Below are 25434 nucleotides of genomic sequence, written 5' to 3'. Positions count from 1 at the left end.
CTACGCCCGAGCTGGGCGTTTGCCATCGCACCGCGGGCGGCTTTTCAATCAGCCCTGGGGCTGATGATCAGATTTGCCCACTTCTCATCCTGTTAGTCTTGATCCATGTCGCTGTGGTCTGCGCCGCGTGCCCTGACCAGGAGTCCTCAGGGCATTGACGCCATCCTTGCGGCCCTGTTCTGCGGCGCCTCCCTCGCGCAGGTGGTCGTCGCACCCATTGCGAGCCTTCCCGTGTCCGTGCTCGTCGCCGTCGGCTCCACGGTGCCGCTGGCATGGCGACGCCGACATCCGGTCATCGCCGCACTCGCCGGCTCCCTCATATGGCTCGTCCCCACCCATGGCTTCCTGTTCCTGGGTTACGTGATCGCCGTCCTGCTCTACTACTCCGTCGGGACACAGGTCGCCGCGCTTGGAGCCACCGTCGCGACAGCCGTGACCGGCTCGGTCACGGGCGCCGTGGCGACATTGCTCGGACCGGAGCCCTTCGGTGCGGTCTTCGGCGCGGTGCTCGCGGTCGCCGCGCCCACGGCCATCGGGCGTCTGGTCGCCCACCAGCGAGCGCAGACCACACGCATGAAGGAACTCGCCGAAGACCTGCGACGTGAGAGGGCGGGGGCCGAACGGGTCGCGGTGGCCGAGGAGCGGGCCCGCATCGCCCGGGAGCTGCACGACGTCATAGGACATGACGTCAGCGTCATCGCTCTGCAGGCGGATGCAGCGGAGGCGGCCATCGAAAAGGCACCGCAGCTCGCGAAGGCACCGATCGCCGCCATCCGCGAATCCGCGGGCGAGGCACTGAGTGAGATGCGGCGGGTGCTCGGTGCGCTTCGCCAGGACGGCGACGAGCATGGGCCGCATCCGCAGCCCGGGGTGCAGGACTTGACCAGGTTGGTCGACCGGGCGCGCGCGTCCGGCATGCAGGTGGACATGGTGGTGAGCGGCACCCCCCGTCCCACACCGTCGAGCGTCCAGCTCGCCGCCTACCGTCTGGGCCAGGAGGCGCTGACCAACGCGCGTAAGCACGCACCCGGCGCGCCCGTGCTGCTCGAAGTCCTCTGGGGGAAAGAAACCCTGAGGCTGCGGGTGACCGATAGCGGTCCTGGGCCGGTGCCCCAGGCACATACCGGCTACGGCCTGATCGGGATACGCGAGCGGACGCGCCTGCTCGGAGGTGACCTGCGCACAGGGCAGGCGCCGGGCGGGGGCTTCGAGCTGATGGCCGAGCTGCCACTCGACCCGCTGGCGGTGACATGACCTCCGTCGTCATCGTCGATGACCAGACGCTGGTCCGTGATGGGCTACGACTCATTCTCGAGCTGGCGGACATCGAGATCCTGGGTGAGGCGGCCGATGGCGCCGCGGCGGTCGAGCTCGTCCGGCGGACGCGGCCGGACGTCGTTCTGATGGACCTCCGCATGCCGAGCCTCGACGGGATCGAGGCGACCCGGCGCATCGCCGCGATGGACGTGCCGACCCGTGTCCTGGTGCTGACGACCTTCGGCCTCGACCAGTACGTCTATGAGGCGCTACGGGCCGGTGCCGCCGGCTTCCTGCTCAAGGACGCAGGGCGTGAGCGGCTCGTGGAGGCGGTGCGTACGACTGCGGCGGGAGAGACCCCGCTGGCGCCGGCGGTGCTCGAACGGATCGTGAATCACTACGTGCGGCGCCCCCCGCCCGGCCTGGTCAAGCCACCGCGGCTCGAAGCGCTCAGCAACCGCGAGATCCAAGTGCTCAGGCTCGTCGCCGCAGGCCGCTCCAATCCCGAGATCGCACAAGAGCTGTTCATCTCGCTTGCGACGGTCAAAAGCCACGTGCGGCACATCCTGTCGAAGCTTGGACTGCGCGACCGCGTACAGGCCGTGGTCGCCGCCTACGAAGCCGGACTCACCACGGCAGGGGACGACGCCGGATCCACGCCGTAAAGCCCTCGCCATGGGAAGGCTCCATCAGCCTGTCCGAGCGAGGCGAGGATCATTTCCGGGGCTATGGCCGCGTCGGGCTTCGCCTGCGGTCAGACCGACGGGGCAGGTCACGCCGGATCGCGCAGCGGCACCTTCGGCGTCTCACTCAGAGCCGCCGAGGCCGCAGTAGCCGTTTGGCACCTGCAAAGGTATTGCCGGTGGCAGACGTCGCCTCCAGGCGATGAATCTGCCGCACCAGCCGGCGGGCCCCTCCCGGGGCGCGGCACTGGTGGGCACCAGCACCGCCGTTCGGGAAATATCCGTTATCCGCACAGGGCGGAGGTACGGTGTCTCCCGAACGACACGCGGGCTGGAGGGCAGATGGAGTCCGGGGCGCGGCCTCAGAACGAGTCGTGGTCCCGCCGGTCGGGCTCTCGCTCACCGAGTTGAAAGACTTCGTAGGGCCAGCGCACCGAGCACGAGCAGCAGGAGCCCGGCCGAGGCCCACGCGGCCCAGTCGCCCAGGGCGATGTAGAGGGTGGCCGAACCCTGCCGAGGCAGGGTGGCCGTGACCGTGGTCATGCCCGTCCTGTCGCTGTAGCGCTCGGTCACGATCCGGCCGCGGTCGTCGCTGACCGTCAGCCATCCCTGGCGTGCGGCACGGGCCACCGCCAGGCCGTTCTCCACACCGCGCACCACCGCCATGCGGCTGTGCAGCCACGCGTCCTCATCGAAGTCCCAGGCGGGCGCGAGCAGGGCGGCGGCGCCGGCCTTGCCGTACTCCCTGACCAGGCCGGGAAAGTCGAGGTCCTTGCAGATGATGAGGCCGAGCCGGTCGCCGTCCAGGAAGGCCAAGCCGGTGCCGGGCCGGAACTCGCGCTCCACCCCGGGGATCATGTGGTGCTTGTCGTAGCGCACCCCGGAGGGGTAGGCGACCGCGCTGTTGGTCTCCATGGCGATCCCCGCGATCACCTCCACGCCCGGGCGGGCGAACGGCAGGTCGGCGGTCTTGAAAACCTTCTCGGGCAGCACCACGATCTCCGCGCCGCGATCCACCGCGGCGTCAACGGCCTCGCCGTACCGGCGGACGAGATCATCGGAGCTGTCGGTCGCGACCAACGCCACCTTCCGTCCCCCGGTGTCGGCGGGCGTCGCGAGCCGTACGAAACCATGGCCGAGCGTGAGCGCGACCAGCACGCCCGAGACCGCCGCCGCGCGTGGCCGCAGGACCGCGATCGAGGCGGGCACGAACAGCAGGAGGAAGGTGATGCCCCAGACCCCGGTGACCGAGGCGGTCTGCAGCACGAGCAGGAAGTCGGCCTGCGTGTACGCCAGGCTCCACCAAGCGCCATGCGGTCCGGCGAGGTTCATGACCCACTCAACGGTGACCCAGACGGCCGGTACGGCCGCCGCCGCCAGGAGCGGCCTGCCGCGCACGAGCAGGGTGCGGAAGAGCAGCACGCCCAGGCCGTAGCAGAGCGCGGGGCCGGCGATGAGGGCGGCGGCCAGCGCGGGCGGCATCTCGAGGGTCCGGGTGAAATATGGCCACATCTGCGCCTGGCCGGCGAGCCAGACGAGCGTCCCGGCGGCGAAAGCCGTACCTCTGCCCGCCCGGCGAGCCAGGAACAGGATGGGCAGCGGCGCGAGCCAGGTGAGCCACCAGAGAGGGTGAAGACCGGTGCCGAAGTGCATCAGGACAGCTGAGGCGAGGATGAGGAGGATGCGTTCCATGCCGACGATCGTGCTTCCCCGCACCCTGCCGGCGCGTCAGTCGCGGGTGCGATCTCCGTTGTCACTCTCACCGGCGACCACCAGCCCGGACTCGTAGGCGAGCACCACGGCCTGGACCCGGTCTCGCAGGTCCAGCTTGGTGAGCATGCGGCTGACGTGCGTCTTGACCGTGTGCTCGGTGACCACGAGCGCGGCGGCGATCTCCGCGTTCGACAGGCCGCGCGCGACCAGTTTCAGCGTCTCGCGCTCGCGTTCGGTCAGTGCGTCCAGTCTGGCCGCCAACCGTGGGGCGACGCCGTGGGCGGGCCTGCGCACCAGGTCCTCGAGCAGTCTCCTGGTCGCCGCCGGGGCGAGCAGCGCCTCACCCGAGGCGATGGTACGCACGGCGTGGGCGAGTTCGTCGCGCCGGATGTCTTTCAGCAGGAAACCGCTCGCCCCCGCCCGGACCGCGTCGTAGACGTACTCGTCGAGGTCGAACATGGTCAGCACGAGCACCTTGGCGGCGGTGGTGACGCAGATCTCCCTGGTCGCCTCGATGCCGTTCTTGCCCGGCATGCGCACGTCCATCAGGACCACGTCCGGCTGGAGCCGCCTGGCCTCGGCGATCGCCTCCTCGCCGTCGGCGGCCTCGCCGACCACCTCCATGTCCGGCTGCGCGTCCAGGATCAGCCCGAACCCCGCCCGGAAGAGGTCCTGGTCGTCGGCGATGAGCACCCGTAACACGCGGGCTATTCAAGCGGAAATTCAGCTGTCACCACGAATCCCCCGTTCCGTCCCGCCCCGGCCCTAAGCGTCCCACCACATGCCGCTGCCCGTTCCCGCATCCCGACCAACCCGTACCCACCGCCCTCACCCGGCCCCCGCCCGTCGTCGGCGATCTCCACCGTCAGGCTCTCCCGCCAGGTCAGAGTGAGGCGTACGGCACGCATACCGGCGTGCTTGCGCACATTGGTAAGCGCCTCCTGAACGATGCGGTAGACGGCGGCCTCAACGCTTTCTGTGACCGGGCGCGGGGTACCGACGGTCGTGCTCGCCACATCGAGACCGCTGCGCTCGATCAGCGCGGGGAGGTTGGCCAGACGCGGCTGAAACAGCGACTCGCGCAGGCGCTCGCCGGCATGGCCCCACTCCGGTCCGCCACCTTCGCCCGGGGTCCGCAGCGCGGCGAGCACCCCCCTGAGCTCGGCCAGCGCACCCCTTCCCGTGTCGGCGATGGCATCGAAAACCGCCTCGGCCCTGTCCGGGTCGCTGCGGAGCACCACCGGTCCGGCTTCGGCCTGAACCACCATCAGGCCAACGGAATGGGTGACGATGTCATGCATGTCGCGCGCAATCCGGGTGCGCTCCTCGGCCGCCGCCGCGATGTGCTCCTGCTCCCGCCGCCGCGCCCGCTCGGCCAGCTCGGCAGCTCGCGAGCGACTTGCCCTGACACTGGTGCCCAGGGCGTAGGCGGCCACGAAGGCAGTCCCCACCAGTCGGAAGGTCTCGTCGTTCTCTCCCGGCAGCACCAGCGAGAAACCCACAGCCGCCACGATCACCGGAATCGCCGCCAGCCTCTTCCGGGTGGGACTCAGGTCGGCAATCGTGTAGACGGCCAGCAGCGGCCCGAAGGGCAGGAACGGCTTCTCCCACGTCACCATCACCGTCATCGCCGTCCCGACCACCACCGCTACCACCATCGGCGCCCGCCTACGCCACCACACCGGCACCGACGCCAGCAGCCCCAGCCCGATGATCCACCACGGTTTGGGATCGGGCAGCAGAAGCGGCCCAACCGTAGCCAGGACCACGACCACGGCAAGCGCCCCGTCAACCGCCCTACCGACCCGGCCCGCTGCGAACATCCGCCCATTATCAGGATCTACCGGCCCGCTTGCCCTCACTCTTCAGAGTGATGCTGGTGGTAGACCTTGGCTTTAGTCCCCGATATCCCCGGCGGGATGCCCGTTCCGGGCTGAAAATCGGGAGTGGTCGCCCGCCGGCGTCGTTTTCTCCTTGGCCCGGTTGAGGTCGTGCTTTAGTCGGACGCCGGGAGCCACGCCATGGGCCCTCCACGACAAGGGGGCCGAGACGGCCGGGACCGCCGATCACCAAGCCGTACGGACCCGGGAACGGCGCGGCCTGCCTGACCCTGGCGAGCAGGAGACGGTCACGGTAGGGCATGGCGCTTCGCTGGAAGCGGCTACCGGCACGGCGAACACCTGTGGGCCGAGGTGATCCGGCAGGCCGTAATCGAAATAAACGCAACAGCGCTACGTGTTCACTTAGACACGCTTCGCAGGCGCGCATGGCAACTTAAGGGAAGTGATCGCGGGCTGACCAGCGCTCACAGGCCGTGGCGCAAGCCCGCGCCGCACGCTGATGGTCGTGTTCACCATGGTCTCGGCTCGGCCCATCAGCGCTAATACGACTTGCCGCAAGCTCTTGGGGTGCGAAGGATTGGGTCATGGATCGCCAGTTGATCAGTCATCTCGCCCATCAGGACCACCCCATCGCCGCGCCGGTCTCCGGCCCCCATATGACCCGGCTGCTGCGCCGGGCTCGGCTGCCTGAGGGAGCGAGGATCCTCGATCTCGGTTGCGGCGAGGCGGCTTGTTGTTCCAGTTGCCCTTCTTGTGGCCCTGCTCTACGTAGGCGAGGAGCAGCCGCCCCACTTCTTCCTCCAGGGTCGTTTCTCGTGCTGCTCACGCACCCGGCCAGGTCGTAGTCGATGAGCAACATCGGCCGCCCGTAGATCTCTACCGTGATCAAGTCATCGGGATAGGGCAGGCCGCCTTGCTCAGCGAACAACACCGAGACCTCGTCGAAGACCGCCTCGTTCACTCGCCAACGGGCGCGATGCCCACCGCGCAGGTGACGCCGGTGCTGCTGAGGCCGCAATACCCATTTGGCACTTTAAAAAGGTATTGCTGGTGATAGCGGTTCTCTTCGGGAAATAATTCGCTGGTAGCGTGGCCTGGAGCGGAAGTCAGCCCAGAGGTCGACCGCCTGTTGCAAGTCGAGGGCGGCGACGTCCTCGCGAGACATACCGACGGTGTAGAACTGGCCAGCGTCTGCAAGGACGTCGAGCATCGGGATGTGAAGACCCCCTCCGGGCGTCACTGGATCCCCACCACATTGCACCGCCGGTGATGATCGCGTTGATGGGGTCGCTGATCTGCTCGGCGGGGATCCACTGCCGCGAGCCGATCAGCGCGGCTTGCAACCGGGGCTCGAACCTGGCGAACTCCGACGCCGTGCGCTCAACAGTTCTTCGAGGTTCCGCTGCACCCGCGCTGCCTCGACGATGAGTGCAGCAGCCGCTCCCGGTCGTGTAATTTTCACACACATGATCATGAGTGGCTGCTCTCGTTGTGCCGCATTCCTGGCACAAGATCGATCAGAGTGGGGCACATTATCCCAGCTCACCCTGCAAATGGCGGCTGCCGTATTAGCCATGTGCTCCATCATGAGGACAACGGTCGCCAGATTTTTGTGGCCAATTAGTCAATACCGCCCTGTATCGATTCGGGCTAAATCAATGATGATCGATCACCTGACCGTCCCGCATAAGGAGAAGCATGCAAAAAGTCACTTGGCCCCGCCGGCTCGGCCTCGTCTCAGCGGTGGTGGCGGTCGGCCTGACCACCTCGCCCGTGGCCGCGCACGCCGACGGCTATGACACTCCACGCAGCGCCACCGCTATGGGGGCAGGCGACACCGCAGCGGCCGGGTACGCGGCGGCCGAACAGCGAGCCCGGCAGGCCGTCCTCGCGGTCGGCCACGACTGCACCCCTGGGACGTATAACACGTATCCGACCTTTATTTCTCCGGGTGGCGGCACATGGGTCTACCGGTCCACCCACGACGCGATGTGCGTCGACTGATCAAGGTTCAGCAGATCGGCCCCTGCCAGGGTTGCCCGCCATGGTGGAGCCCAGCGCCAGCAGGCCCAGAACGCTAAATCAACCCAGATTGAGCCCCTGGCTCAGCGCCGTGGTCATTTGCACCCTGCGAGTCATCCCGCCCATGTCACCTCCTCTCGCTGCAGCCTGGCGTACAAGACCCGACGAAGGAGCTTGCAGATCGCTTGGGGTCCCCCTCATGGTGGACCAGTCACGGCGGTGGCCGCCGCTTCATGAAGTTCGGCAAGCACGTCCGGTACAAGGTCGCCGACGTGGAAGCGTGGGAGCACGAGCACTACGTGGAGCAGGCGAACTGACGACAGCGCAGGCGCTATCGTCATCCCCACCAGGACAGAAGGGCCCGGCACCGATCACGGTGCCGGGCACTTCTGTTCCGGTTCTGTTCCGGTTGACGTTGCTCAGCAAGTACGAACAACGACCACCAACCACGAGGTTTTTCCGGTTCAGCGCCCGTTTCTGGCAAGATCGCCACTTAGACACCCGAGGTCCAAGGGTTTCTGACACGCGTACGCCACCAAGCACGCGTGCCCTTGTGGCGTGGGATCCAGATTGGGCCCACGCTGGGAGTTCTCTGCATGCGCTGGCAGATCAACTCCGAAGAGTCCCTCTACACCGACCCGTGGCTCGACATCCGGGTCGCGGATGTCGAGTGCCCGACGGCAGGCATCTGGACCACCGGCTGATCCGCACCGCGCCCGGCCCGGAGCCGTGGTCACCGACGAACGGCGCCGGGTGTTACTCATCTGGCGGCACCGCCTCATCACCGATTCCTGGGGATGGGAGATTCCCATTGGAAGAATCGAAGACGGAGAGGAGCCTGCGGGCGCCGCAGCGCGCTAAGTCGAGGAGGAGACCGGCCGGCGGCCCGGGCCGATGTGCCCATTGGTGAAAGTCCAGCCGACCAACGGCATGTTCACCACATCTTCCACGCCGACAGCGCCACCTACATCGGCCCGCCCACAGAGGAGGGTTGGGAGGCCGAACGCGTCGAATAGGCGCCGCTGAGCGGCATCCCCCGGCTTGTCGGCAAGGGTGAACTCGTGAGCGGCACCAGCATGGCCGCGCTACTCTACACCCTCACCGAGATAGAGGCCGGCCGAGGTCCGGACAGAGCCGACAAGGCAGGCGATCAACGGATCAGGGCCGGGCAGCAGGACGGCTCACGCCCAGGAGCCGAGCACGAGCCGTACAGCGAGATCTGTGAAGCTACTCCTCGGTCGGGACCAGGCCCGTCTGGCAGGCGGCCCACTCGGACGGGTCACCTAGCTTGACGCCGGTGCCGCCGATGCCGCAGTAGCCGTTGGGCACCTTAAAGAGATATTACTGGTAGTAGCAGTCCGTTTCAGGCAATAAATCGCACTGGGACCTCGCGGCACTTGCTCCTGCCCTCGGCGGCGGGACTGGCTGTGTCACAGACGCTCGGCGGGCGCAGTGGCCTCAGACATCGGTGTCCTTTGGGTGACGGGGCGAGGCATAGACAAGCCACACCGTACGGGCGGTGTCATCGATCACGTAGCGCACGCGCCCGCCGTTGGTGACCTCGAACTCCCATTGCTCCAGGTCCTGTCCGTTGTGACGATGAGTCGCAAGGTCGCCACGCAGGCGATGCCGGCGCTCGTGATCGGTGCGTGAGCGTGGATCTCCTCGCAGCGTCTCCAAGCATCGGCGTGTATTGGCCAGGGCATGACGGCATAGTTCCTCCCAGCCCTTCACCGCATCGCTCGTACCGAACCGTACGTCCCATTCATCGCCGGGAGGCGGAACCGTGACCCGGTCTCCCCGCTTCGGACTCATACCGAAACCTCAACCGGTCCGAAGTCTCCGCTCGTCGCCTCACGCGCCTGGGCGTAGTGCGCGGGGTCGGCCTTGATTCGGGCAGTGGCCCGCCAGCCGGCGATGACTTCCTGAGTAGTGGCGTCGACATCCAACTCGGCCGCGTCAGAGAGCGCCTCGACCAATTCAAGAGTGAAGGACCGCACCTCATCAGAGGTGAGGTGACGGACCCAGGGAAAGACCTCAGGCATGGCAATCACCAGCGCGCGGGCGGTCGGATCATGCCTCATGAGAGCGAGAAACAGACGGGAAGCAGTAGCCAGCGTCTGATCGCGTCGTTCCTCACGGTCAGCCGCAGTCAGGTAGAAGTCCTGGGCATCCCGGTGAGTCACACGTACGCGACCAAGTCGCGCGGCGCGCTCGGCGACGGCCCGGGGATTCCTCGACAGGTCCGAGAAGGTGACGGCGTCGGCATTGCTGATGCTCACACCACCAGTCTAATTCAGAACACATTCTGATAGCGGTCGAACGTCGCCCGCCTCGTACGTCGCGTCGCGAGATGGCCGCGCCACCCAGGCCCACACCTCGAGACCAGCGAACGCACCGAGGCACCCCGGCCGACACCGGAGCAGCCCAGGCGGCCAAGGGCGTCACTTCAGGCAATAATTCGCGGCCAGCGTGGGTTGGACCGGAAGTCAGCCCAAAGATCGACCGCCTGCCGCAAGTCGAGGGCGGCGACGTCCTCGCGAAACATACCGACGGTGTAGATCAAGCGGTCCGCGAGCCAATCCGGCACCGGGTCCGTGGGAGGGGGTCGATCGACCCGCAAGTGATCGGTCAGGACGCCCAAGCGTTCGATGATCTGGCCGAGCTGGACGGCTTCGGGACTGGCGACGCCCCGGCAGCGTGGGGCTACATTCCTCGCGCCCGCTGGTGGGCATCAAGAGGAGTGACGTTCTCTGGCAGTTCGTCATCGTCTGCTCGCTCGGCCATCCTCTCAAAGATCGCGCGGGCATCTCTGCCGATGTGGTCACTCTCCGACGACTCCAAGGAGAGGATCTTCTGCGCCAGGAAGGCGGCGCCTTGGAGGTGCTTCTTCACCACATCCGGTCGCCGCTCGTAGATCTTGCTGATCCAGATGTTGTTCCAGTTGCCCTTCTTGTGGCCCTGCTCTACGTAGGCGAGGAGCAGCCGCCCCACCTCTTCCTCCGCGGTCACTTCTCGTGCGGGGACCTGGCGGTCACGGAGAGTCTCCTCGACCCTCCTCACCGCCCCTTCTATCCGCGCGATCGCCTGCTGCACCTCGGTGACCTGACGCTTGATTTCCTCGGCCACCGTCCGCGTTTCATGAGAGGCATCTCGGGCCGCCTCTGCGGCATGCCCTGCCCAACTGGAAAGCGAGCGGTGGCCAAGAATGCCATATCAGCGTCGCCCAGGCAGCCGAGGAGGCGTGAGGACCAGGTCGGCGATTCGGATCAGGCGCGCAACAAAGGTACGCCTCTCCTCTCCGCGCAGGCGTGGCAGAAGCGCCCGCAGATCACGGGCGCACGCCCTCACGATACGGAGTTGATCCGCTTCCAGCACTCCCCGCTGACTTCCTACATAGCTGGTCAGAGGGCCTGCCAAACAGTACTCGAGGTATGCGACCGGCTGACCGTAGATCTCGACCCCGCGCAGGTCATCAGGGAAGGGCAGCCCCAGGTGCTCTGCCCACAATACCGAGACCTCGTCGAAGACCGCCTTGTTCATTCGCCAACGGGCGCGATGCCCACCGGGCAGGTGACGCCGGTGCTGCTGAGGCCGCAATACCCATTTGGCACTTTAAAAAGGTATTGCTGGTGGTAGACCTTTGCTTCAAGCAATAATTCTTGCGGAGGTCGCCTTGCCTGAGCCATCCCCCATCCCCGTCGTCTCCTACGCTCGCATCTCCGCCGACATCAGGCGGGACGAACACGGAGTCCAGGACCAGCACAAGCTCAACCGGGAGACCGCTGCCCGGTACGGCTGGACCGTCGTCCACGAGTTCACGGACAACGACAAGTCCGCTGCGAAGGCTGACGTCGTCCGCGACGACTTCGAGGCCATGCTGAAGGTGCTCCGAGCGGGCGAGCTTCCGGACGGCACGGAGGTGCGAGGCGTCGTCATCGTGGCGGAAGATCGCCTCGCTCGACGTCCGGGCGACTACGAGCGCTTCGTGGAAGCGATCACCTATCAGGACGGCCGCGTCTTCGCCGATGCGAGAGGCCAGAAGGACCTCTACAGCGAAGACACCGAGAGCATGGGTCTGTTCGGCGCGGTCATCTCCAAGATGGAGGTGCGGAAGATGCAACGCCGCATGCGCCGCTCTCACCGAGCTCGGGCCGAGCAGGGGCTACCCGTTGGCGGAACGCGTCCCTTCGGCTGGCTGCCCGATCGACTGACCCTCGACCCGAAAGAGGCACCTCTCGTACGTCAGGCGATCCTCGACCTTGTCGCCGGCCGCTCGCTCCATTCGATCACGAACGAGTGGCAGCGGGAGGGGGTGAAGACCTCCCTGGGCAACGTATGGACCCCCAGCTCTCTCAAGGTCACGGTCACCAACCCTCGGGTCTGCGGCTGGCGCGAGATCAAAGGCGAGCTCGTACGGGACTCCGAGGGCAACCCGGTGGTCGGGCAGTGGCAGCCGATCGTGACGCCGGAACAGTGGATGGCGGTCAAGTCCATCTTCGACGGCCGCAAGGGTCACTTCGTCTACCGGGACGGCCGAATCGGTCCGATCCTCGCGCGAGACTTCAAGGAGCCCCGCCACCTGCTTACCGGAATTCTCCGGTGCGGCAGAACCCAACCCGACGGCACTCTGTGCAATTTCTCTCTCCGAGTCACACACCAGAAGGACTGCGTACAGCACATCTATATCTGTCCCGCCAAGACGGTAGGGGGCTGCGGAAGCCTTGGCCGACGCGGGGACATGGTGGACCTGTACGTCTCGGAAGCGGTCCTCGCGAAGCTCGAAGAGGCACACCTGGCACCATCCGCTGAGCCCACAGAATGGCCGGGTCAGCAAGAATACGAGGACGCGAAGGCCCGGTTGGAAGAGCTGCGCACACGGTGGACGGCAGGGAATATCAGCAATGAGCTGTTCTTCTCGGCGGCTCCCGAACTGGAGAAGCGGATTGCCCGCCTCCGCACCGATGCCCAGAGCTTTGCTGCAACGGCTCAACGACGCCAAGCCCGATCGGCTACCGATGTGGCCGAGATCCGGCGGCGGTGGTTCCTGCCGGAGAACGAGGGCGGCTTGCCACTATCTGTGAAGCGGTCCTACATTCGGGAGGCGCTACACGCGGTGATCATCTACCCCAGCGGCAAGGGGCGCAGGCGTTTCGACCCCAACCTCCTCGAACTGGTCTGGCGCGAGGACTGAGCACAAGGACGTCCAAGACGTCCCGGACGTCTCGCGTACAGCGGTGCTCCCTCTCGCCTTACCTCCGGGCGACAACCTTCTTACCGGCAAACTCAACCCACCGGATGTCTACGGACGCCACTGGACGCCAGCGGACGCCATAGGACGCAGATAAGGACATGGCGCGGATTGCCACCAAGGAACTGACAGGTACGCATACGCGTCCTTCTGGGGTAGAACAGAACTGCAAGAAGTCACCGTCACCCTGACGGAATTGACATAGGCGAGAAGCTACGCGACCCATTTTCCGGCATGCATGAGAATCCGGGCGGCAAACTAAACAATCAACGCCGTACCCGCTGGAGGGACCCGGCCCAGCGGCAGGCGTCACGCCCTTTCATTTTCTGGTCGCACACTCCCAAGTTCTCTCGCTGACGTGCCTGTGTTCGGCCGTCCGGCTGCTGGCTCACGGTGCGCGGCGTCCGCTTCCGGATGCGCGGCGGTGGCTCCACCCACGAGGAAAGGAGCGCATCTGACCACGCCGACCCCCATGTCTGCCCGGGAGTGGGGCAGACGCAAAGCCGCCGAGTCCCCCCGCTGGTCTGCCGACAAGTGGCACCGGGTGGCCGCCATCCTCGGTGCCGAGCTGGCCGACGAATCCGCCCTTGCCGAGTCCGCCGATGAGGAGAGCGGGAGAGATGCCGCGTGAGCGAACTGCCTCCCCTCTCCCCCGATGTCCTCGCCGCCGCCCAACGCGCCGCCATGCCGGACTTTGCCCGGTGGCAGGAGATGGTGCGCGCCACGGGCGGCTGTGCTCAACCGATCCGGCTGCAAGGACACCGGATCACCTTCGATTCTGGGTTGGAGGTGCTGGACGTCTACCGGACGGCCGACGAGCCGACCGGGTACCTGCTGACCGCGTGCGGCAACCGGCGCTCGTCGCGGTGCCCGGCCTGCTCGGAGGTTTACCGGGACGACACGTATCACCTGATCCTGTCCGGTCTGCGCGGCGGGAAGGGCGTCCCCGAGGACGTGAGCGCTCATCCGCGCGTGTTCGCCACGTTCACGGCTCCCTCATTCGGGGCCGTCCACGCGCGCCGGATGAAGGGTGACAACGTGCTGCCGTGCCGTCCTCGGCGAAACAACCCGGTATGCGATCACGGCAGGCGGGAAGGCTGCGGGGTCCGGCACAGTGACGATGATCCCCAGGTGGGGCAGCCGATCTGCGTGGACTGCTACGACTACGCCGGGGCCGTGCTGTGGAACGCGCACGCTGGCGAGCTGTGGCGACGCTTCGCCCAAGCTCTGCCCGCAACCTTCGCTCGGCACCTCGGCGTAACACGGGCTGAGCTGCGGCGGCGACTGCGGCTGTCGTACGCCAAGGTGGCCGAGTACCAGACGCGGGGCTTAGTCCACTTCCATGCCGTGATCCGCCTCGACGGGCCGGACGGGCCGTCCGATCGTCCGCCGGACTGGGCGACCGTGCCCGTGCTCCAGGCGGCCATTCGGGAAACCGCGGCCGGGGTCTCGGTTCCCATGCCGGACGATGACCCGTCCTTCGTCGGCCGGTGGGGCACGCAACTCGGCATCGACCCCATCTACGTCGCGACCTCGCTGGAAGGACTCGCGGATCAGCGGGTAGCGGCCTACATCGCGAAGTACGCGACGAAGGGGGCCGAGTCAGCCGGGACCGTGGACCGGCCGATCCGGGAGGTCGCCGACGTGGCGCACCTCGACGTGACCGAGCATGCCCGGCGCATGATCTACACCTGCTTCGCGCTCGGCGACGATCCGGCCTATCGGCTGGTGCCGTTGAGGCGGTGGGCGCACATGCTCGGCTACCGGGGGCACTTCTCGACCAAGAGCCGCCGCTACTCCACCACCCTCGGCGCGTTGCGGCAGGTGCGGGCCGACCATCAGGCCGAGCGGGCGCGGGAACGGCGGGGCCTGCCCGATTCTGACGAGCGGGAGACGGTCACGGTCGGCGAGTGGCGCTATGCCGGGAGCGGCTACCGGCACGGCGAGCATCTGTGGGCAGAGGTGATCCGGCAAGGCATCGCCACCGCGCGCCAGATCGCCCGGGAGGGGGAGCGGCAAGAGCCCGCCTGACCGCCTGAGAGTACGTGCGGGAGTGGTGCGGCCGGCGCAATGCCGTAGGCACCCGAAGGGCCGCGAAGCGGTTGGGCCGGCGGCACCACGACAGAGAGCTATTGCCCTCGACTCGTTGGCATCTACGCTTGGAGCGCCTTCCATCGTCTCGCTGACAACCGATTGAAGGCGGAAGGCCCCCGATGTGTTCGGGGGCCTTCACTCGTCTTCGGTGTCTCTCCGGGGCGGACCACCGGTTTCGGGGTCGGCGACGAAGGTTCCCTTGCCGAGAACGGTGTAGACGTCTCCTGCCTTGAGGAGTTCGTTGATGACCCGCCGCGCGGTGCCCTTGGCGATGCCGAATTCCTCGGCCATGCGGGGTTCACCAGGGATGGGGTGCCCCACCTGGTACTCGCCCGTCCTGATACGCCGCCGTACCTCTTCGAGGACGGCTTCCCATTTGAGCTGGTCAGGCCGGAACTCGATCACGGCCTCAAGAGTAGGAACGAAAGCGTTCCATGTCGTTACCAGAGGTACCTAGAGGTACCTATAAGAAAGACTAGGAAGGACTGGGTAGGTTGGCGTACGCTCAACCCGTCAGCGAGACAGATGGGAGAGACATGCGCCAGATCACGATCAGCAACCGGACCGTCAACCAGCAGGCGGGCATCCTCGCCGCCCTCGCCGATCTGCTCCGATCCAAGAGCGTCCGTACCCGACTGATCCGCCGCATCACCTTGCGGATGGAAGGGTTCCCGGTCCACGAGAACGCGGGCTCGGAACTGGACGTTTACGGCCTCGACGGCCAAGTCGCGACGGTCAGCATCGATCAGGAGGGCAAGCCGCATCGCTTCTTGATCAAGCTGCCCGCGTCCGGGACCATCGTTCCGCTGTCGGAGGTGCGTCAGCCCCAGTCCGCCGTGTCCTGGATCGCCGGTTGGGCCAACGGCGGAGCACGGTGAGGCAGACGATGGCGGACCTCATCGCGGACCCTAACGAGTGCCTGAGCCCTCACTGGGCACACCCTCGAAAAGATCACGTGAAACTCGTTTGGCACGAGCCGTTCGAGGGCGTCACACGGGTGCGGGCTCTCGCCTGGACATGCGACTGCCGGGCAGTCGTCTACGAACTACTCCAGGCCGGTGGACGGGCGTTCATCCGCAAGACGATCCAGGCCGAACCGACACCAAAGGTCGAGGAGACACACCGCTGGTCGATCGAGGAGGCGCGCAGAGTGTGGCTTGCCCTGCTGTGCGGTGAGATGCGGTAGACGGTCCAACGGTTGCGCGGCCTCGCTCACTCGGGCGGGGCCGCGCCCGTGTCTACGACCCGCGCCACTCCTCCCCCACCCCCGATAGCTGCCGACATCAGTGGCCCGACCGAGGTGTCAATGCCGTCTTCTCGTGTCCGTCCACCAACGACGTACACCGCAACCCCACGCGCAACCCGCACAGACGACATTGACACCGACCAAGGGCCACGAACAATCGAGCAGCGGGGGCGGGGAGTTGTGATACGCAGCCTTGGTAAAAGGAAGCGGGGAGGGGAGAGCCGCTCGCAGCCTCAACCAACGGTGCCGACCTCTCCGGACCTGCAAGGTAATTCTCTGGAGCAATCGCGACAGGCATGGGATCATTGATCTCCTCGACAGGAGGCAGCTGTGGATCCAGAAGAGTCGCACTTACTTTTCATGATGACCAAGCATGTGAATGGGAAAATCATGCGAGGCGAGATCTCTAGCCGAGAGGAGGCGGAAGAAGAACTAGTAAATTCCCACACCGAGATATTACAAAATGCCCCAACCACGCTACCCGAATGGCACACTCTAGCCAACAAAGAGACCGACTCCATTCGGACTGACCGCAAGAAGTACGCTCACAAGGTAGAACGCAACCTACTTAAGCGATACGCCTTCGCATTCGAGGCACTAGAGAAAGCTATAGCGTCAGCCGAGCTGGCCAACAGGGCAATGAACTTCGCCTTTAAGCTCTGGCTACGTCAGGCATCTGACGAGGAGGTCTCACATAAGCTCCTTGATGTTGAGGAATCCGTTGGAGGCTACCCAGCAAAATTCCTACTCCTCATAGGCATGCATGCTCGGATGGTAGTCATATCGAGCGAGATAGCTCTTCTCTTAAAGAATGGCTTCACCGACGGATCCCTGTCACGAATGCGGACACTATACGAGCTTGTGGTGAAAGCTTTCTTCCTGTGCCACCAGGAACCCACACCCGGGGGCTACGAACTCGCTGAGCGCTACTGCGTTTCCTCGCTAGTGGAGCACTTAAAAGAAAGTGGAGAAAACGGCCTTAACGATGAGGTCGCCGACCAAGTCCTTCTCGAAGCACGGAAGAGATGGGGAGATGAATTTTTTAGGAGCGAGAACAACTGGGCCGCTCCCGGGACACGCAATCCTCAGGCCAAGCGAATTACGTTTAAAGACATCGAGGAGGCTGTGGACGGGGACCGCTTTCGACACATCTACGTGACCTGCAACGCGGCCGTCCATGCCGGCGCCGCAGCAATAATTAGCGCACTTAATGAGAATAGTACATACCTGTACAACAACCGCGCCAGCATCAACCTGGCGGCGACGTCGTACATCGGGTCAGCTGTTATCTTTTTCCTACAGATGGGCAGCGTAGAGGTGCTGCAGCGCGTGACGATCGACACGAAGGAGTGGGACTGCGCGCTGATGGCGGCGTCTTTATTTCCGGACATGGATGCAGCAGCAAAGATTTTTCACAATCAGGGAGATAAGTTCGGGGTGAGCTACTCCGGTAGACCAGAGAATGAGGATTCGGAAGGTGACGGGTAGGCGCGGGGCGGCGCGGGCCGGGACCGGCCGGAGAGCCGCATGCCCGGCCCGCTGGCCGCCCGGCGCGCTGCGAGCCGCCGCAGGCGGGTCGCCTTGACCTTGTAGTGAAGGTTCTCGCCGGAAACGGCTCTGGCCCTCGATCGGCTCCGGGTTAGCCGGGCGACCAAGGGCCAGGATCAGTCAGTTACCGCAGGTCAGGCCTCGCCGGACGTGAGGCCGATCGGGCACGCCACTCCCGTGCTGCTGAGACCGCAGTAGCCGTTTTTATTGCGGAAAAGGTACTGCTGGTGGTAATCCTCGGCGAAGTAGAACTCACGGGCGGGGGCGATCTCGGTGGTGATCTGTCCGTACCCGGCCTTGGTCAGCACCTCCTGATATGCCTCCTTCGAGGCGAGTGCGGACTTCTCCTGTCGCGGCCCGTGCGTGTAGACGGCCGACCGATACTGTGTCCCGACGTCGTTGCCCTGCCGCATGCCCTGCGTGGGGTCGTGGGCCTCCCAGAACACCTTGAGGAGTTCCTCGTACGACACCGTCGCCGGGTCGAAGACCACCCGGATGACCTCGGCGTGTCCGGTCATCCCGGTGCACACCTCTTCGTACGTCGGGTTGGGGGTGTATCCGCCCGCGTACCCGACGGCCGTCGAGACGACGCCCGCCGTCTGCCAGAACTTCCGTTCTGCGCCCCAGAAGCACCCCAGACCGAACTCCGCGATCTCTGTCCCGTCCGGGTACGGCGGAGCGAGCGGCGCGTCCAGGATCTGGTGCCGGACCGCCACCGGCATGACCTCGCTACGGCCCGGCAGCGCGTCCGCGGGGTCCACCATCGTCGTCTTGTCCCTGCCGAAGAGCCAGCCCATCGTCATAACCTCCCACCGCTCCCAACCACACCCGGCACGACCTTGTTCCTTCCCTTAGCAACCCTAAACCCGGACCCAAGTAATACTTATTTGTCGCTAATCCCGGTAAGGAGCGAAGATAGGATTCATGCCTGAAAGCCGCCGGGGTGTCCTCTACGGCATCGCCGCCTACTCCATGTGGGGACTCTTCCCCCTTTACTGGCCGCTGCTCAAGCCTGCGGGCGCCGTAGAGATCCTCTCCCACCGGGTGGTGTGGACCCTCGCCGTCGTCGTCGCGATCCTGGCCGTCCGCCGCCACTGGTCCTGGTTCCGTTCGCTGACCCGCCGACAGTTCGTCTTCCTCACCGTCGCGGCCATCACGATCTCGCTCAACTGGGGCACCTACATCTACGCGGTCAACTCCGGCCACGTCCTCGAAAGCGCACTGGGCTACTTCATCAATCCCCTGGTCAGCGTGCTCTTCGGCGTCATCGTCTTCCGTGAGCGGCTGCGCACGCTGCAGTGGGCCGCCGTGGGGCTGGGCGGATTGGCCGTCCTCGTCCTCACGCTGGACTACGGCCGCCTGCCGTGGATCGCGCTGGTCCTCGCGACCAGCTTCGGCGCGTACGGCCTGCTCAAGAAGGCCGCCCAGGTCGGCAGCGCGGAGAGCCTCACGATCGAGACGCTGGTGCTCCTGGTGCCGACGCTCACCTATCTGATCGTCATCGAGGGCAACGGCACGGGTGCGTTCGGCCACCAGGGCGCGGGACACGCGCTGCTGATGGCCACCACCGGCATCGTCACGGCCATTCCGCTGATGTGCTTCAACGGCGCGGCCATCCGGGTCCCGCTCTCGACGATCGGGCTCCTGCAGTACATCACCCCGACCTTGCAGTTCCTGTGCGGCGTGCTGGTGGCCCGCGAGGTCATGCCGCCGAGCAGATGGGTCGGCTTCGCCGTCGTGTGGCTCGCGCTGTGCGTCTTCACCTGGGACAGCCTCCGCGCCGCACGGGCCTCCAGGCGCGCCGACCGTACGGCTCCCGCGTTGGAGACGGTCTGAGCGAGGGTCAGCCGGTGCGCTCGACCACGTAGTCGCACAGGGCGATCAGCGCCGTCCTGGCGGGGATGTCGGGCAGGGTGGACAGCGCGGTCTTCGCCCGGTCCGACCAGCGGATCAGCTCCTCGCGGGCCCGGGTCATCGCCACATGGGCGCGCAGCAGGCCCAGTGCCTCCACCAGGTCCTCCTCGGCCACGGGACCGGACAGCAGCTCACGCAGCCGCGCGTCCGCCGGGTCGGTCGACGCGAGCGCGTGGAGCACCGGCAGCGTGCGTACGCCCTCGCGCAGATCGGTGCCCGGCGTCTTGCCCGAGTCCGACGAGGCCACGTCGATCAGGTCGTCGCCGAGTTGCCAGGCGACGCCGATGGCCTCGCACGCCTCGGTGACGCGGTCGGCCACCTCGGCCGGCGCGCCCGAGAGCATGGCGCCGAAACGGCCGGAGGTGGCGATGAGCGAGCCGGTCTTGTCGGCGAGCACCCGGATGTAGTGGGTGATGTCGTCGATGCCCTCGGCCGGCCCGACCGTCTCCCGGATCTGCCCCCTCACGAGGCGGGAGAACGTGCGTGCCTGGACCCGGATCATCTCGCTGCCGAGGTCGGCGAGGATCTCGGAGGCCTGGGCGAAGAGATAGTCGCCGGTGAGGATCGCCACGGTGTTGTCCCACCGGGCGTTGGCGGACGGCGAACCGCGTCGCACGCGGGCCTCGTCCATCACGTCGTCGTGATAGAGCGTCGCCAGATGGGTCAGCTCGATGACGACGGCCCCGGGCACGATGCCCGGGGCCCCAGGGTTGCCGAACTGGGCGGCGAGCAGGACGAGCATCGCCCGAAACCGCTTGCCGCCCGCCTCGATCAAATGCCTGGACGCCTCTGTGATGAAGGCGTCCTCGCTCTCGACGGACGACCGGAGCAGTTTCTCAACCGCTGCCAGACCGTCCGCCAGGTCCTCGGCCAGCCGCTCATCTACTACGGGGATGTCCACAACGGGCGGCGCGGCCATACGGAAAGCTCCTAACGGACGAACAACGACTGAGCAGCGGAGTGCGCCAGGTCCAGCACCGGCTGCGGGAAGACCCCGAGCACTACGGTAGCCAATGCCGCGAGACCGACCACAGCCGCCGTGCCGCGTGAAGGCAGCACCACGGAGGGGCCGTCGGCCGCCGGATCGCTGAAGAACATCAGCACGATCACGCGGACGTAGAAGAACGCGGCCACGGCCGAGGCCACCGCGCCGACGATGACCAGCGACAGCGCGCCTCCGGTGACCGCCGCCTGGAAGATCGCGTACTTCCCGAAGAAGCCGCTGGTCAGCGGAATCCCGGCGAAGGCGAGCAGGAAGAAGGCGAACACGCCGGCCAGCAGCGGCGAGCGCTTGCCCAACCCGGCCCACCGGGACAGGTGCCAGGCCTCGCCACCCGCGTCGCGCACCATGGTGACCACGGCGAACGCGCCGACCGTGGTGAAGCCGTACGCCACCAGGTAGAACAGGATCCCCGACAGGGCCGAGGTGTTCTGGGCCTGCGCGCTGCCGGTGGCGATCACGCCGATGAGCAGGAAGCCGCCGTGCGCGATCGACGAGTAGGCCAGCATCCGCTTGATGTCGGTCTGCGTGATCGCGAGGATCGCGCCGACCAGCATCGTGAGAACCGCCACACCGTAGAAGACCGGCCGCCAGTCCCAGTCCAGGCCGCCGAGGGCGACCCAGAAGACCCGCACCAGCGCGCCGAACGCGGCGATCAGCGTGCCCGACGCCATGAGCGCGGTGATCGGGGTGGGCGCACCCTGGTAGACGTCCGGCTTCCAGGCCTGGAACGGCGCCCCACCGATCTTGAACAGCAGACCGACGCTGATCATCGCGCCGCCGAGGTAGAGCAGCATGTCCTGGCCACCGACCGTGCCCAGGGTGGCGCCGATCTTCGCCAGGTCGAGCGAGTTGGCGTAGCCATAGATCATGGCGGTGCCGTACAGGAAGAAGGCGGAGGAGAACGCGCCGAGCAGGAAGTACTTCATCGCGGCCTCCTGCGAGAGCAGGCGGCGACGGCGCGCCAGACCGCACAGCAGGTACAGCGGCAGCGACATGACCTCGAGGGCCACGAACGCGATGAGCAGGTCGTTGGCGGCCGGGAACAGCATCATGCCGCCGACGGCGAACAGCACGAGCGGGTAGACCTCGGTGTGGGCCGCCCCCTCGTACAGCGCCTGCTCCTCCTCGGCCGAGCCGGGTACGGCCGCGGCCGAGCCGACGAAGTGCCCCTCGTCATTGATGAGCAGCACGCTGACGAACGCCAGCACCAGGATGGTGCCCCAGATGAACATCGCGGGGCCGTCGACCGCGATCGCGCCCATCGCGGCCGCCTTGGTCGGCACACCCTCGATCCACTGCCAGACGATCAGCCCGAACGAGATCAGCAGCGACAGCAGCGTGATCGGCAGGTGGATCGCGGAACGCAGGTAGCGCGGGGCGAACGCCTCGACCAGCACGCCGACGATCGCCGCGCCGAAGACGACGAGCAGCGGCGCCAGCATGCCGTACTCGATTGTCGGCGCTGGAATGGTGCCGTTCACTTGCCCTCCTTGACACCGGTTGCGGCAGCGGCCTGGTCAGCGGTGACCGAGACGCTGGACAGCGTGTCCTTCACCGCGGGATTGATGACGTCGAGCAGCGGCTTGGGGTAGAAGCCGAAGACGAGCAGCAGGGCCACCAGCGGCGCAACGACCCACTTCTCCCGCGCGTTGAGATCGGGCAGGGTCTTGACGGACTCCGCCGTCGGCCCGTTCATCGTCCGCTGGTACATCCACAGGATGTAGATGGCGGCCAGGATGACGCCGATCGTGGCGATCGCGGCGGCCGGGACGTGCAGTCGGAACGCGCCGGACAGCACCATGAACTCGCTCACGAACGTGCTGAGACCCGGCAGCGAGAGGCTGGAAAGACCCGCCACCAGGAACGTCCCCGCGAGGATCGGGGCGACCTTCTGCACACCGCCGTAGTCCGCGATGAACTGCGAGCCACGACGGTAGATGAGGAAACCGACGATCAGGAACAGCGCGCCCGTCGAGAAGCCGTGGTTGACCATGTAGAGCGTGGCGCCGGCGCCGGCGTCCTGCGCCCCGGGGTTGCCCTTGGTCATCGCGAACACGCCCAGGGTGATCACGCCGAAGTGCGAGACCGAGGTGTAGGCGATGAGCCGCATCATGTCGGTCTGCCCGATGGCCACGATCGCGCCGTAGATCACACCGATCACCGCCAGCACGATCACCAGCGGTGTGAAGTACGCCGAGGCCTCGGGGAACAGCTGCAGGCAGAAGCGCAGCATGCCGAAGGTGCCGACCTTGTCGAGCACGCCGACCAGCAGTACGGCGGCACCCGCCGGTGCCTGGGCGGCGGCGTCGGGCAGCCAGGTGTGGAACGGCCACAGCGGAGCCTTGATCGCGAACGCGATGAAGAAGCCGAGGAACAGCCACTTCTGCGTGTTCACGTCCTGCACGGTGCCGATCAGATCGGAGAGCATGAACGTGTTCTTGCCGGCGATCGAGTAGAGCGCGATCACCGCGACCAGCATCAGCAGTCCGCCGAACAGCGAGTACAGCAGGAACTTGACCGCGGCGTACGACCGCTGCGCCCCGCCGTACGACCCGATCATGAAGTACATCGGGATCAGCATGGCCTCGAAGAGGACGTAGAAGAGGAAGACGTCGGTCGCGGCGAAGACGCCGATCATCATGGCTTCGAGCACGAGGATCAGCGAGAAGTACGTCCGGACCGAGCGCTTGCCCTTCTCGGCGTCATGCCAGGAGGCCAGCACCACGATCGGCACCAGGATCACCGACAGCAGGATCAGCACGAGCGCGATGCCGTCGACGGCCAGGCTGTAGTTGATCCCGAACGCCGGGATCCAGCTGTGGTTCTCCTGGAACTGCCATTGGTCGCCGTTTGGGCTGAACTGCACCGCCATGGTGACGGTCAGCGCCAGGACGATAAGCGAGACCAGCAGGGTGAACTGCTTGGCGAGCTTGTCGTTCCGGATCAGGGTCACACCCAGCGCGCCCAGTACGGACACGCCCATCAGGGTTGAAAGCCAGGGCATCACAGGTTCCCTACGACGAACCAGGCACCGACCAGGACGGCGGCGCCGACGAATATCGACAGCGCGTACGAGCGGACGAATCCGGTCTGGATCCTGCGCACCCGGCCCGACGTGCCGCCGATGAACGCGGCGAGCCCGTTGACCAGGCCGTCCACCCCGCGATTGTCGAAGAACACCGCCAGCCGCGTCAGCCACTGGCCGGGCCGCATGAACAGCGCTTCGTTCAGCGCGTCGCCGTACAGGTCACGGCGGGCGAACGTGGTGAGGAACGAGCCGCGCGGTGCGGTCGCAGGGACCTCGGCCGCGCCGTACCGCATCCAGGCGAACACCGCGCCGACCGCGACCAGCGCGAGCGTGGCGAGCCCGGGGACGCTGAACGGGTTGAAGGCGGGCGAGTGAGCCGGCGCCCCGACCGCGGGCGACAGGAAGATCATGAACCGGTTGCCCAGGATCAGGAACGCGCCCAGGCCGATCGAGCCGATCGACAGCAGGATCAGCGGCCAGGTCATCACGGCGGGCGACTCGTGCGGGTGCGCCTTTGCGTCCCACCTCTTCTTGCCGAAGAAGGTCATGAACACCAGGCGGGACATGTAGAAGCCGGTGATGCCGGCGCCGAGCACGGCCAGCCAGCCGAGGACCGCGCTGTGCTCCATCGCGGTCTCGATGATGCCGTCCTTGGTGAAGTAACCGGACAGCAGCGGGAACCCGATGATCGCCAGGTAGCCGATGAGGAAGGTCGCGAACGTGATCGGCATGACCGTGCGCAGGCCGCCGTACTTGCGCATGTCGACCTCGTCGTTCATGGCGTGCATGACCGATCCGGCGCCGAGGAACAGGTTGGCCTTGAAGAAGCCGTGCGTGATCAGATGCGCGATCGCGAAGGCGTAACCGGCCGGGCCGACGCCCGCCGCGAGCACCATGTAGCCGATCTGCGACATCGTCGACCCGGCGAGGGCCTTCTTGATGTCGTCCTTGGCGGTACCGATGATCGCACCGGCGAGCAGGGTGGCCACACCGACGATCGTCACGACGAGCTGGGCGGTCCCGGTGCCCTCGAAGATCGGACCGGACCTGACGATCAGGTAGACGCCGGCGGTGACCATGGTCGCGGCGTGGATGAGGGCCGAGACCGGGGTCGGGCCCTCCATCGCGTCCAGAAGCCACGCCTGCAGCGGAAGCTGGGCCGACTTGCCGCACGCGCCGACCAGCAGGAGCAGGCCGATCGCGGTCAGCGTGCCCTGCGAGGCGTCGCCGGTCCGGTCGAGCACCCCGCTGAAGGTCAGCGAGTGGAACGTCGCGAAGATCGTGAACATCGCGATCAGCAGGCCGACGTCACCGACCCGGTTGACGATGAAGGCCTTCTTGGCCGCGGTGGCCGCCGAGGGCTTGTGCTGCCAGAACCCGATCAGCAGGTACGACGCCAGGCCCACGCCCTCCCAGCCGACGAACAGGATCAGGTAGTTGTCGGCCAGCACCAGCAGCAGCATCGCCGCCACGAACAGGTTCAGATAGGCGAAGAAGCGCCGCCTGGCCGGGTCGTGCGCCATGTAGCCGATCGAGTAGATGTGGATCAGTGAGCCGACACCGGTGATCAGCAGGCAGAACGAGATCGACAACGGGTCGACCAGCAGGCCCACGTTGTCGACGAGGCCGGGGATGAACTCGAACAGCGTGACCCCGCGGCGGCGCTCGCCCGGCGCGAAGCCCAGCAACTGGACGAAGACCAGCGCGCCGACCACGAAGGACGCGACGGCCATGAGGACGCCCAGCAGGTGGCCGAACTTGTCGGTCCTGCGTCCGCCCAGCAGGAGGACGGCCGCTCCCACCAGGGGCAGGGCGATCATCAGCCAGGCGACGC

General features: G+C 66.4%; 24 protein-coding genes and 1 pseudogene. 12 read left to right on the top strand and 13 right to left on the bottom strand.

Features of this window, described 5'->3' with window-relative positions:
* Positions 1-105: 105 nt before the first annotated feature.
* A complete protein-coding gene (locus tag AP234_RS08810; protein ID WP_083501919.1) occupies positions 106-1254 on the top strand; it encodes a sensor histidine kinase in 1149 nt (382 codons plus the stop codon).
* Complete coding sequence (locus AP234_RS08805) at positions 1251-1922, top strand: response regulator (RefSeq protein ID WP_055479078.1); 672 nt, start codon at positions 1251-1253, stop codon at positions 1920-1922. The genes AP234_RS08810 and AP234_RS08805 overlap by 4 nt, the downstream gene beginning before the upstream one ends.
* Before the next feature lie 417 nt (positions 1923-2339).
* On the opposite strand, the gene AP234_RS08800 is transcribed toward AP234_RS08805, so the two are convergent.
* The 3 genes from AP234_RS08800 to AP234_RS08790 are packed head-to-tail and all read right to left on the bottom strand — an operon-like array spanning position 2340 to position 5476.
* Positions 2340-3632 carry a nitrilase-related carbon-nitrogen hydrolase gene (locus AP234_RS08800; protein ID WP_063842846.1) on the bottom strand — a complete coding sequence of 431 codons (1293 nt, stop codon included), beginning with the start codon at positions 3630-3632 and terminating at the stop codon, positions 2340-2342.
* A 36-nt stretch (positions 3633-3668) separates the two neighbouring features.
* Positions 3669-4355, bottom strand: coding sequence for a response regulator transcription factor (locus tag AP234_RS08795; protein WP_062414164.1), 687 nt, complete (start codon positions 4353-4355; stop codon positions 3669-3671).
* Between the two features lie 5 nt (positions 4356-4360).
* Positions 4361-5476, bottom strand: coding sequence for a histidine kinase (locus AP234_RS08790; protein WP_055479075.1), 1116 nt, complete (start codon positions 5474-5476; stop codon positions 4361-4363).
* Positions 5477-7192: 1716 nt separating this feature from the next.
* Here AP234_RS08790 and AP234_RS08785 point away from each other — a divergent pair.
* From AP234_RS08785 to AP234_RS34765, 3 genes and pseudogenes are all read left to right on the top strand, one after another.
* Complete coding sequence (locus AP234_RS08785) at positions 7193-7498, top strand: hypothetical protein (protein ID WP_055479074.1); 306 nt, start codon at positions 7193-7195, stop codon at positions 7496-7498.
* 203 nt (positions 7499-7701) lie between these two features.
* Positions 7702-7833 (top strand): hypothetical protein, encoded by a 132-nt coding sequence (locus AP234_RS39140; RefSeq protein ID WP_268778028.1) that lies wholly within the window; start codon positions 7702-7704, stop codon positions 7831-7833.
* Positions 7834-8112: 279 nt separating this feature from the next.
* A pseudogene (locus AP234_RS34765) lies at positions 8113-8610 on the top strand (NUDIX hydrolase); the annotation flags it as partial.
* 364 nt (positions 8611-8974) lie between these two features.
* Here the strand turns inward: AP234_RS34765 and AP234_RS38455 are convergent.
* The 4 genes from AP234_RS38455 to AP234_RS08765 form a co-directional block, all read right to left on the bottom strand.
* A complete protein-coding gene (locus AP234_RS38455; protein ID WP_235558041.1) occupies positions 8975-9196 on the bottom strand; it encodes a hypothetical protein in 222 nt (73 codons plus the stop codon).
* Positions 9197-9327: 131 nt separating this feature from the next.
* Positions 9328-9798 carry a hypothetical protein gene (locus AP234_RS08775; protein WP_055479073.1) on the bottom strand — a complete coding sequence of 157 codons (471 nt, stop codon included), beginning with the start codon at positions 9796-9798 and terminating at the stop codon, positions 9328-9330.
* 167 nt (positions 9799-9965) lie between these two features.
* Positions 9966-10160: a hypothetical protein gene (locus tag AP234_RS08770; RefSeq protein WP_200926296.1), complete on the bottom strand. Its 195-nt coding sequence runs from the start codon at positions 10158-10160 to the stop codon at positions 9966-9968.
* 62 nt (positions 10161-10222) lie between these two features.
* Positions 10223-10645, bottom strand: coding sequence for a hypothetical protein (locus AP234_RS08765; protein WP_055479072.1), 423 nt, complete (start codon positions 10643-10645; stop codon positions 10223-10225).
* A 514-nt stretch (positions 10646-11159) separates the two neighbouring features.
* Between AP234_RS08765 and AP234_RS08760 the strand changes: the two genes are divergently transcribed.
* The 3 genes from AP234_RS08760 to AP234_RS08755 all read left to right on the top strand — a co-directional run bounded on the left by AP234_RS08760 (position 11160) and on the right by AP234_RS08755 (position 14798).
* A complete protein-coding gene (locus AP234_RS08760; RefSeq protein WP_083501917.1) occupies positions 11160-12710 on the top strand; it encodes a recombinase family protein in 1551 nt (516 codons plus the stop codon).
* Positions 12711-13239: 529 nt separating this feature from the next.
* Entirely contained in the window at positions 13240-13398 is a 159-nt protein-coding gene (locus AP234_RS37100) for a hypothetical protein (RefSeq protein WP_160330393.1), read from the top strand.
* The gene (locus tag AP234_RS08755; RefSeq protein ID WP_235558040.1) at positions 13395-14798 is read left to right on the top strand and encodes a replication initiator; all 1404 of its coding nucleotides are present in this window, start codon (positions 13395-13397) and stop codon (positions 14796-14798) included. Before AP234_RS37100 ends, AP234_RS08755 begins: the two co-directional genes overlap by 4 nt.
* A gap of 198 nt (positions 14799-14996) precedes the next feature.
* Here the strand turns inward: AP234_RS08755 and AP234_RS08750 are convergent, their stop codons facing one another.
* Positions 14997-15266: a GntR family transcriptional regulator gene (locus AP234_RS08750; RefSeq protein ID WP_055479070.1), complete on the bottom strand. Its 270-nt coding sequence runs from the start codon at positions 15264-15266 to the stop codon at positions 14997-14999.
* A gap of 131 nt (positions 15267-15397) precedes the next feature.
* Here AP234_RS08750 and AP234_RS08745 point away from each other — a divergent pair, with 131 nt between their 5' ends.
* From AP234_RS08745 to AP234_RS36005, 3 genes are all read left to right on the top strand, one after another.
* A complete protein-coding gene (locus AP234_RS08745) occupies positions 15398-15739 on the top strand; it encodes a hypothetical protein (RefSeq protein ID WP_055479069.1) in 342 nt (113 codons plus the stop codon).
* Positions 15740-15816: 77 nt separating this feature from the next.
* Positions 15817-16047: a hypothetical protein gene (locus AP234_RS08740; protein WP_055479068.1), complete on the top strand. Its 231-nt coding sequence runs from the start codon at positions 15817-15819 to the stop codon at positions 16045-16047.
* Between the two features lie 390 nt (positions 16048-16437).
* Entirely contained in the window at positions 16438-17595 is a 1158-nt protein-coding gene (locus tag AP234_RS36005; protein WP_152990309.1) for a DUF5677 domain-containing protein, read from the top strand.
* 194 nt (positions 17596-17789) lie between these two features.
* Here AP234_RS36005 and msrA read toward each other — a convergent pair whose 3' ends face one another.
* A complete protein-coding gene (gene msrA, locus AP234_RS08735) occupies positions 17790-18452 on the bottom strand; it encodes a peptide-methionine (S)-S-oxide reductase MsrA (protein ID WP_055479324.1) in 663 nt (220 codons plus the stop codon).
* Between the two features lie 127 nt (positions 18453-18579).
* Here msrA and rarD point away from each other — a divergent pair, with 127 nt between their 5' ends.
* Positions 18580-19491, top strand: a complete 912-nt coding sequence (gene rarD, locus AP234_RS08730; RefSeq protein WP_055479067.1) for an EamA family transporter RarD — start codon at positions 18580-18582, stop codon at positions 19489-19491.
* Between the two features lie 7 nt (positions 19492-19498).
* On the opposite strand, the gene AP234_RS08725 is transcribed toward rarD, so the two are convergent.
* Genes AP234_RS08725 through nuoL form a run of 4 tightly spaced genes read right to left on the bottom strand, consistent with a single transcriptional unit; the run spans position 19499 to position 25420 of the window.
* Positions 19499-20488 carry a polyprenyl synthetase family protein gene (locus tag AP234_RS08725; RefSeq protein WP_055479066.1) on the bottom strand — a complete coding sequence of 330 codons (990 nt, stop codon included), beginning with the start codon at positions 20486-20488 and terminating at the stop codon, positions 19499-19501.
* Positions 20489-20499: 11 nt separating this feature from the next.
* The gene (gene nuoN, locus AP234_RS08720; RefSeq protein ID WP_055479065.1) at positions 20500-22053 is read right to left on the bottom strand and encodes an NADH-quinone oxidoreductase subunit NuoN; all 1554 of its coding nucleotides are present in this window, start codon (positions 22051-22053) and stop codon (positions 20500-20502) included.
* Positions 22050-23576 carry an NADH-quinone oxidoreductase subunit M gene (locus AP234_RS08715; protein WP_055479064.1) on the bottom strand — a complete coding sequence of 509 codons (1527 nt, stop codon included), beginning with the start codon at positions 23574-23576 and terminating at the stop codon, positions 22050-22052. Before AP234_RS08715 ends, nuoN begins: the two co-directional genes overlap by 4 nt.
* Positions 23576-25420, bottom strand: a complete 1845-nt coding sequence (gene nuoL / locus AP234_RS08710) for an NADH-quinone oxidoreductase subunit L (protein WP_055479323.1) — start codon at positions 25418-25420, stop codon at positions 23576-23578. Before nuoL ends, AP234_RS08715 begins: the two co-directional genes overlap by 1 nt.
* Positions 25421-25434: the final 14 nt, after the last annotated feature.

It is taken from the genome of Sphaerimonospora mesophila, from assembly GCF_001417795.1.
GTDB classification, from domain to species: Bacteria; Actinomycetota; Actinomycetes; order Streptosporangiales; family Streptosporangiaceae; genus Sphaerimonospora; species Sphaerimonospora mesophila.
The sequence above is the reverse complement of the archived record's forward strand: the minus strand, read 5'-3'. Positions and strand labels throughout refer to the sequence as shown.

What these genes read in the sequence shown, in the direction of transcription:
- AP234_RS08745 (WP_055479069.1), top strand. Translation starts at nt 15,398, where the DNA reads ATGCGCCAGATCACGATCAGCAACCGGACCGTCAACCAGCAGGCGGGC.
- AP234_RS08725 (WP_055479066.1), bottom strand. Translation starts at nt 20,488, where the DNA reads ATGGCCGCGCCGCCCGTTGTGGACATCCCCGTAGTAGATGAGCGGCTG.
- msrA (WP_055479324.1), bottom strand. Translation starts at nt 18,452, where the DNA reads ATGGGCTGGCTCTTCGGCAGGGACAAGACGACGATGGTGGACCCCGCG.
- AP234_RS08810 (WP_083501919.1), top strand. Translation starts at nt 106, where the DNA reads ATGTCGCTGTGGTCTGCGCCGCGTGCCCTGACCAGGAGTCCTCAGGGC.
- AP234_RS08785 (WP_055479074.1), top strand. Translation starts at nt 7,193, where the DNA reads ATGCAAAAAGTCACTTGGCCCCGCCGGCTCGGCCTCGTCTCAGCGGTG.
- AP234_RS37100 (WP_160330393.1), top strand. Translation starts at nt 13,240, where the DNA reads ATGTCTGCCCGGGAGTGGGGCAGACGCAAAGCCGCCGAGTCCCCCCGC.
- AP234_RS08715 (WP_055479064.1), bottom strand. Translation starts at nt 23,576, where the DNA reads ATGCCCTGGCTTTCAACCCTGATGGGCGTGTCCGTACTGGGCGCGCTG.
- AP234_RS08790 (WP_055479075.1), bottom strand. Translation starts at nt 5,476, where the DNA reads ATGTTCGCAGCGGGCCGGGTCGGTAGGGCGGTTGACGGGGCGCTTGCC.
- rarD (WP_055479067.1), top strand. Translation starts at nt 18,580, where the DNA reads ATGCCTGAAAGCCGCCGGGGTGTCCTCTACGGCATCGCCGCCTACTCC.
- AP234_RS08805 (WP_055479078.1), top strand. Translation starts at nt 1,251, where the DNA reads ATGACCTCCGTCGTCATCGTCGATGACCAGACGCTGGTCCGTGATGGG.
- AP234_RS08800 (WP_063842846.1), bottom strand. Translation starts at nt 3,632, where the DNA reads ATGGAACGCATCCTCCTCATCCTCGCCTCAGCTGTCCTGATGCACTTC.
- nuoL (WP_055479323.1), bottom strand. Translation starts at nt 25,420, where the DNA reads ATGATCGCCCTGCCCCTGGTGGGAGCGGCCGTCCTCCTGCTGGGCGGA.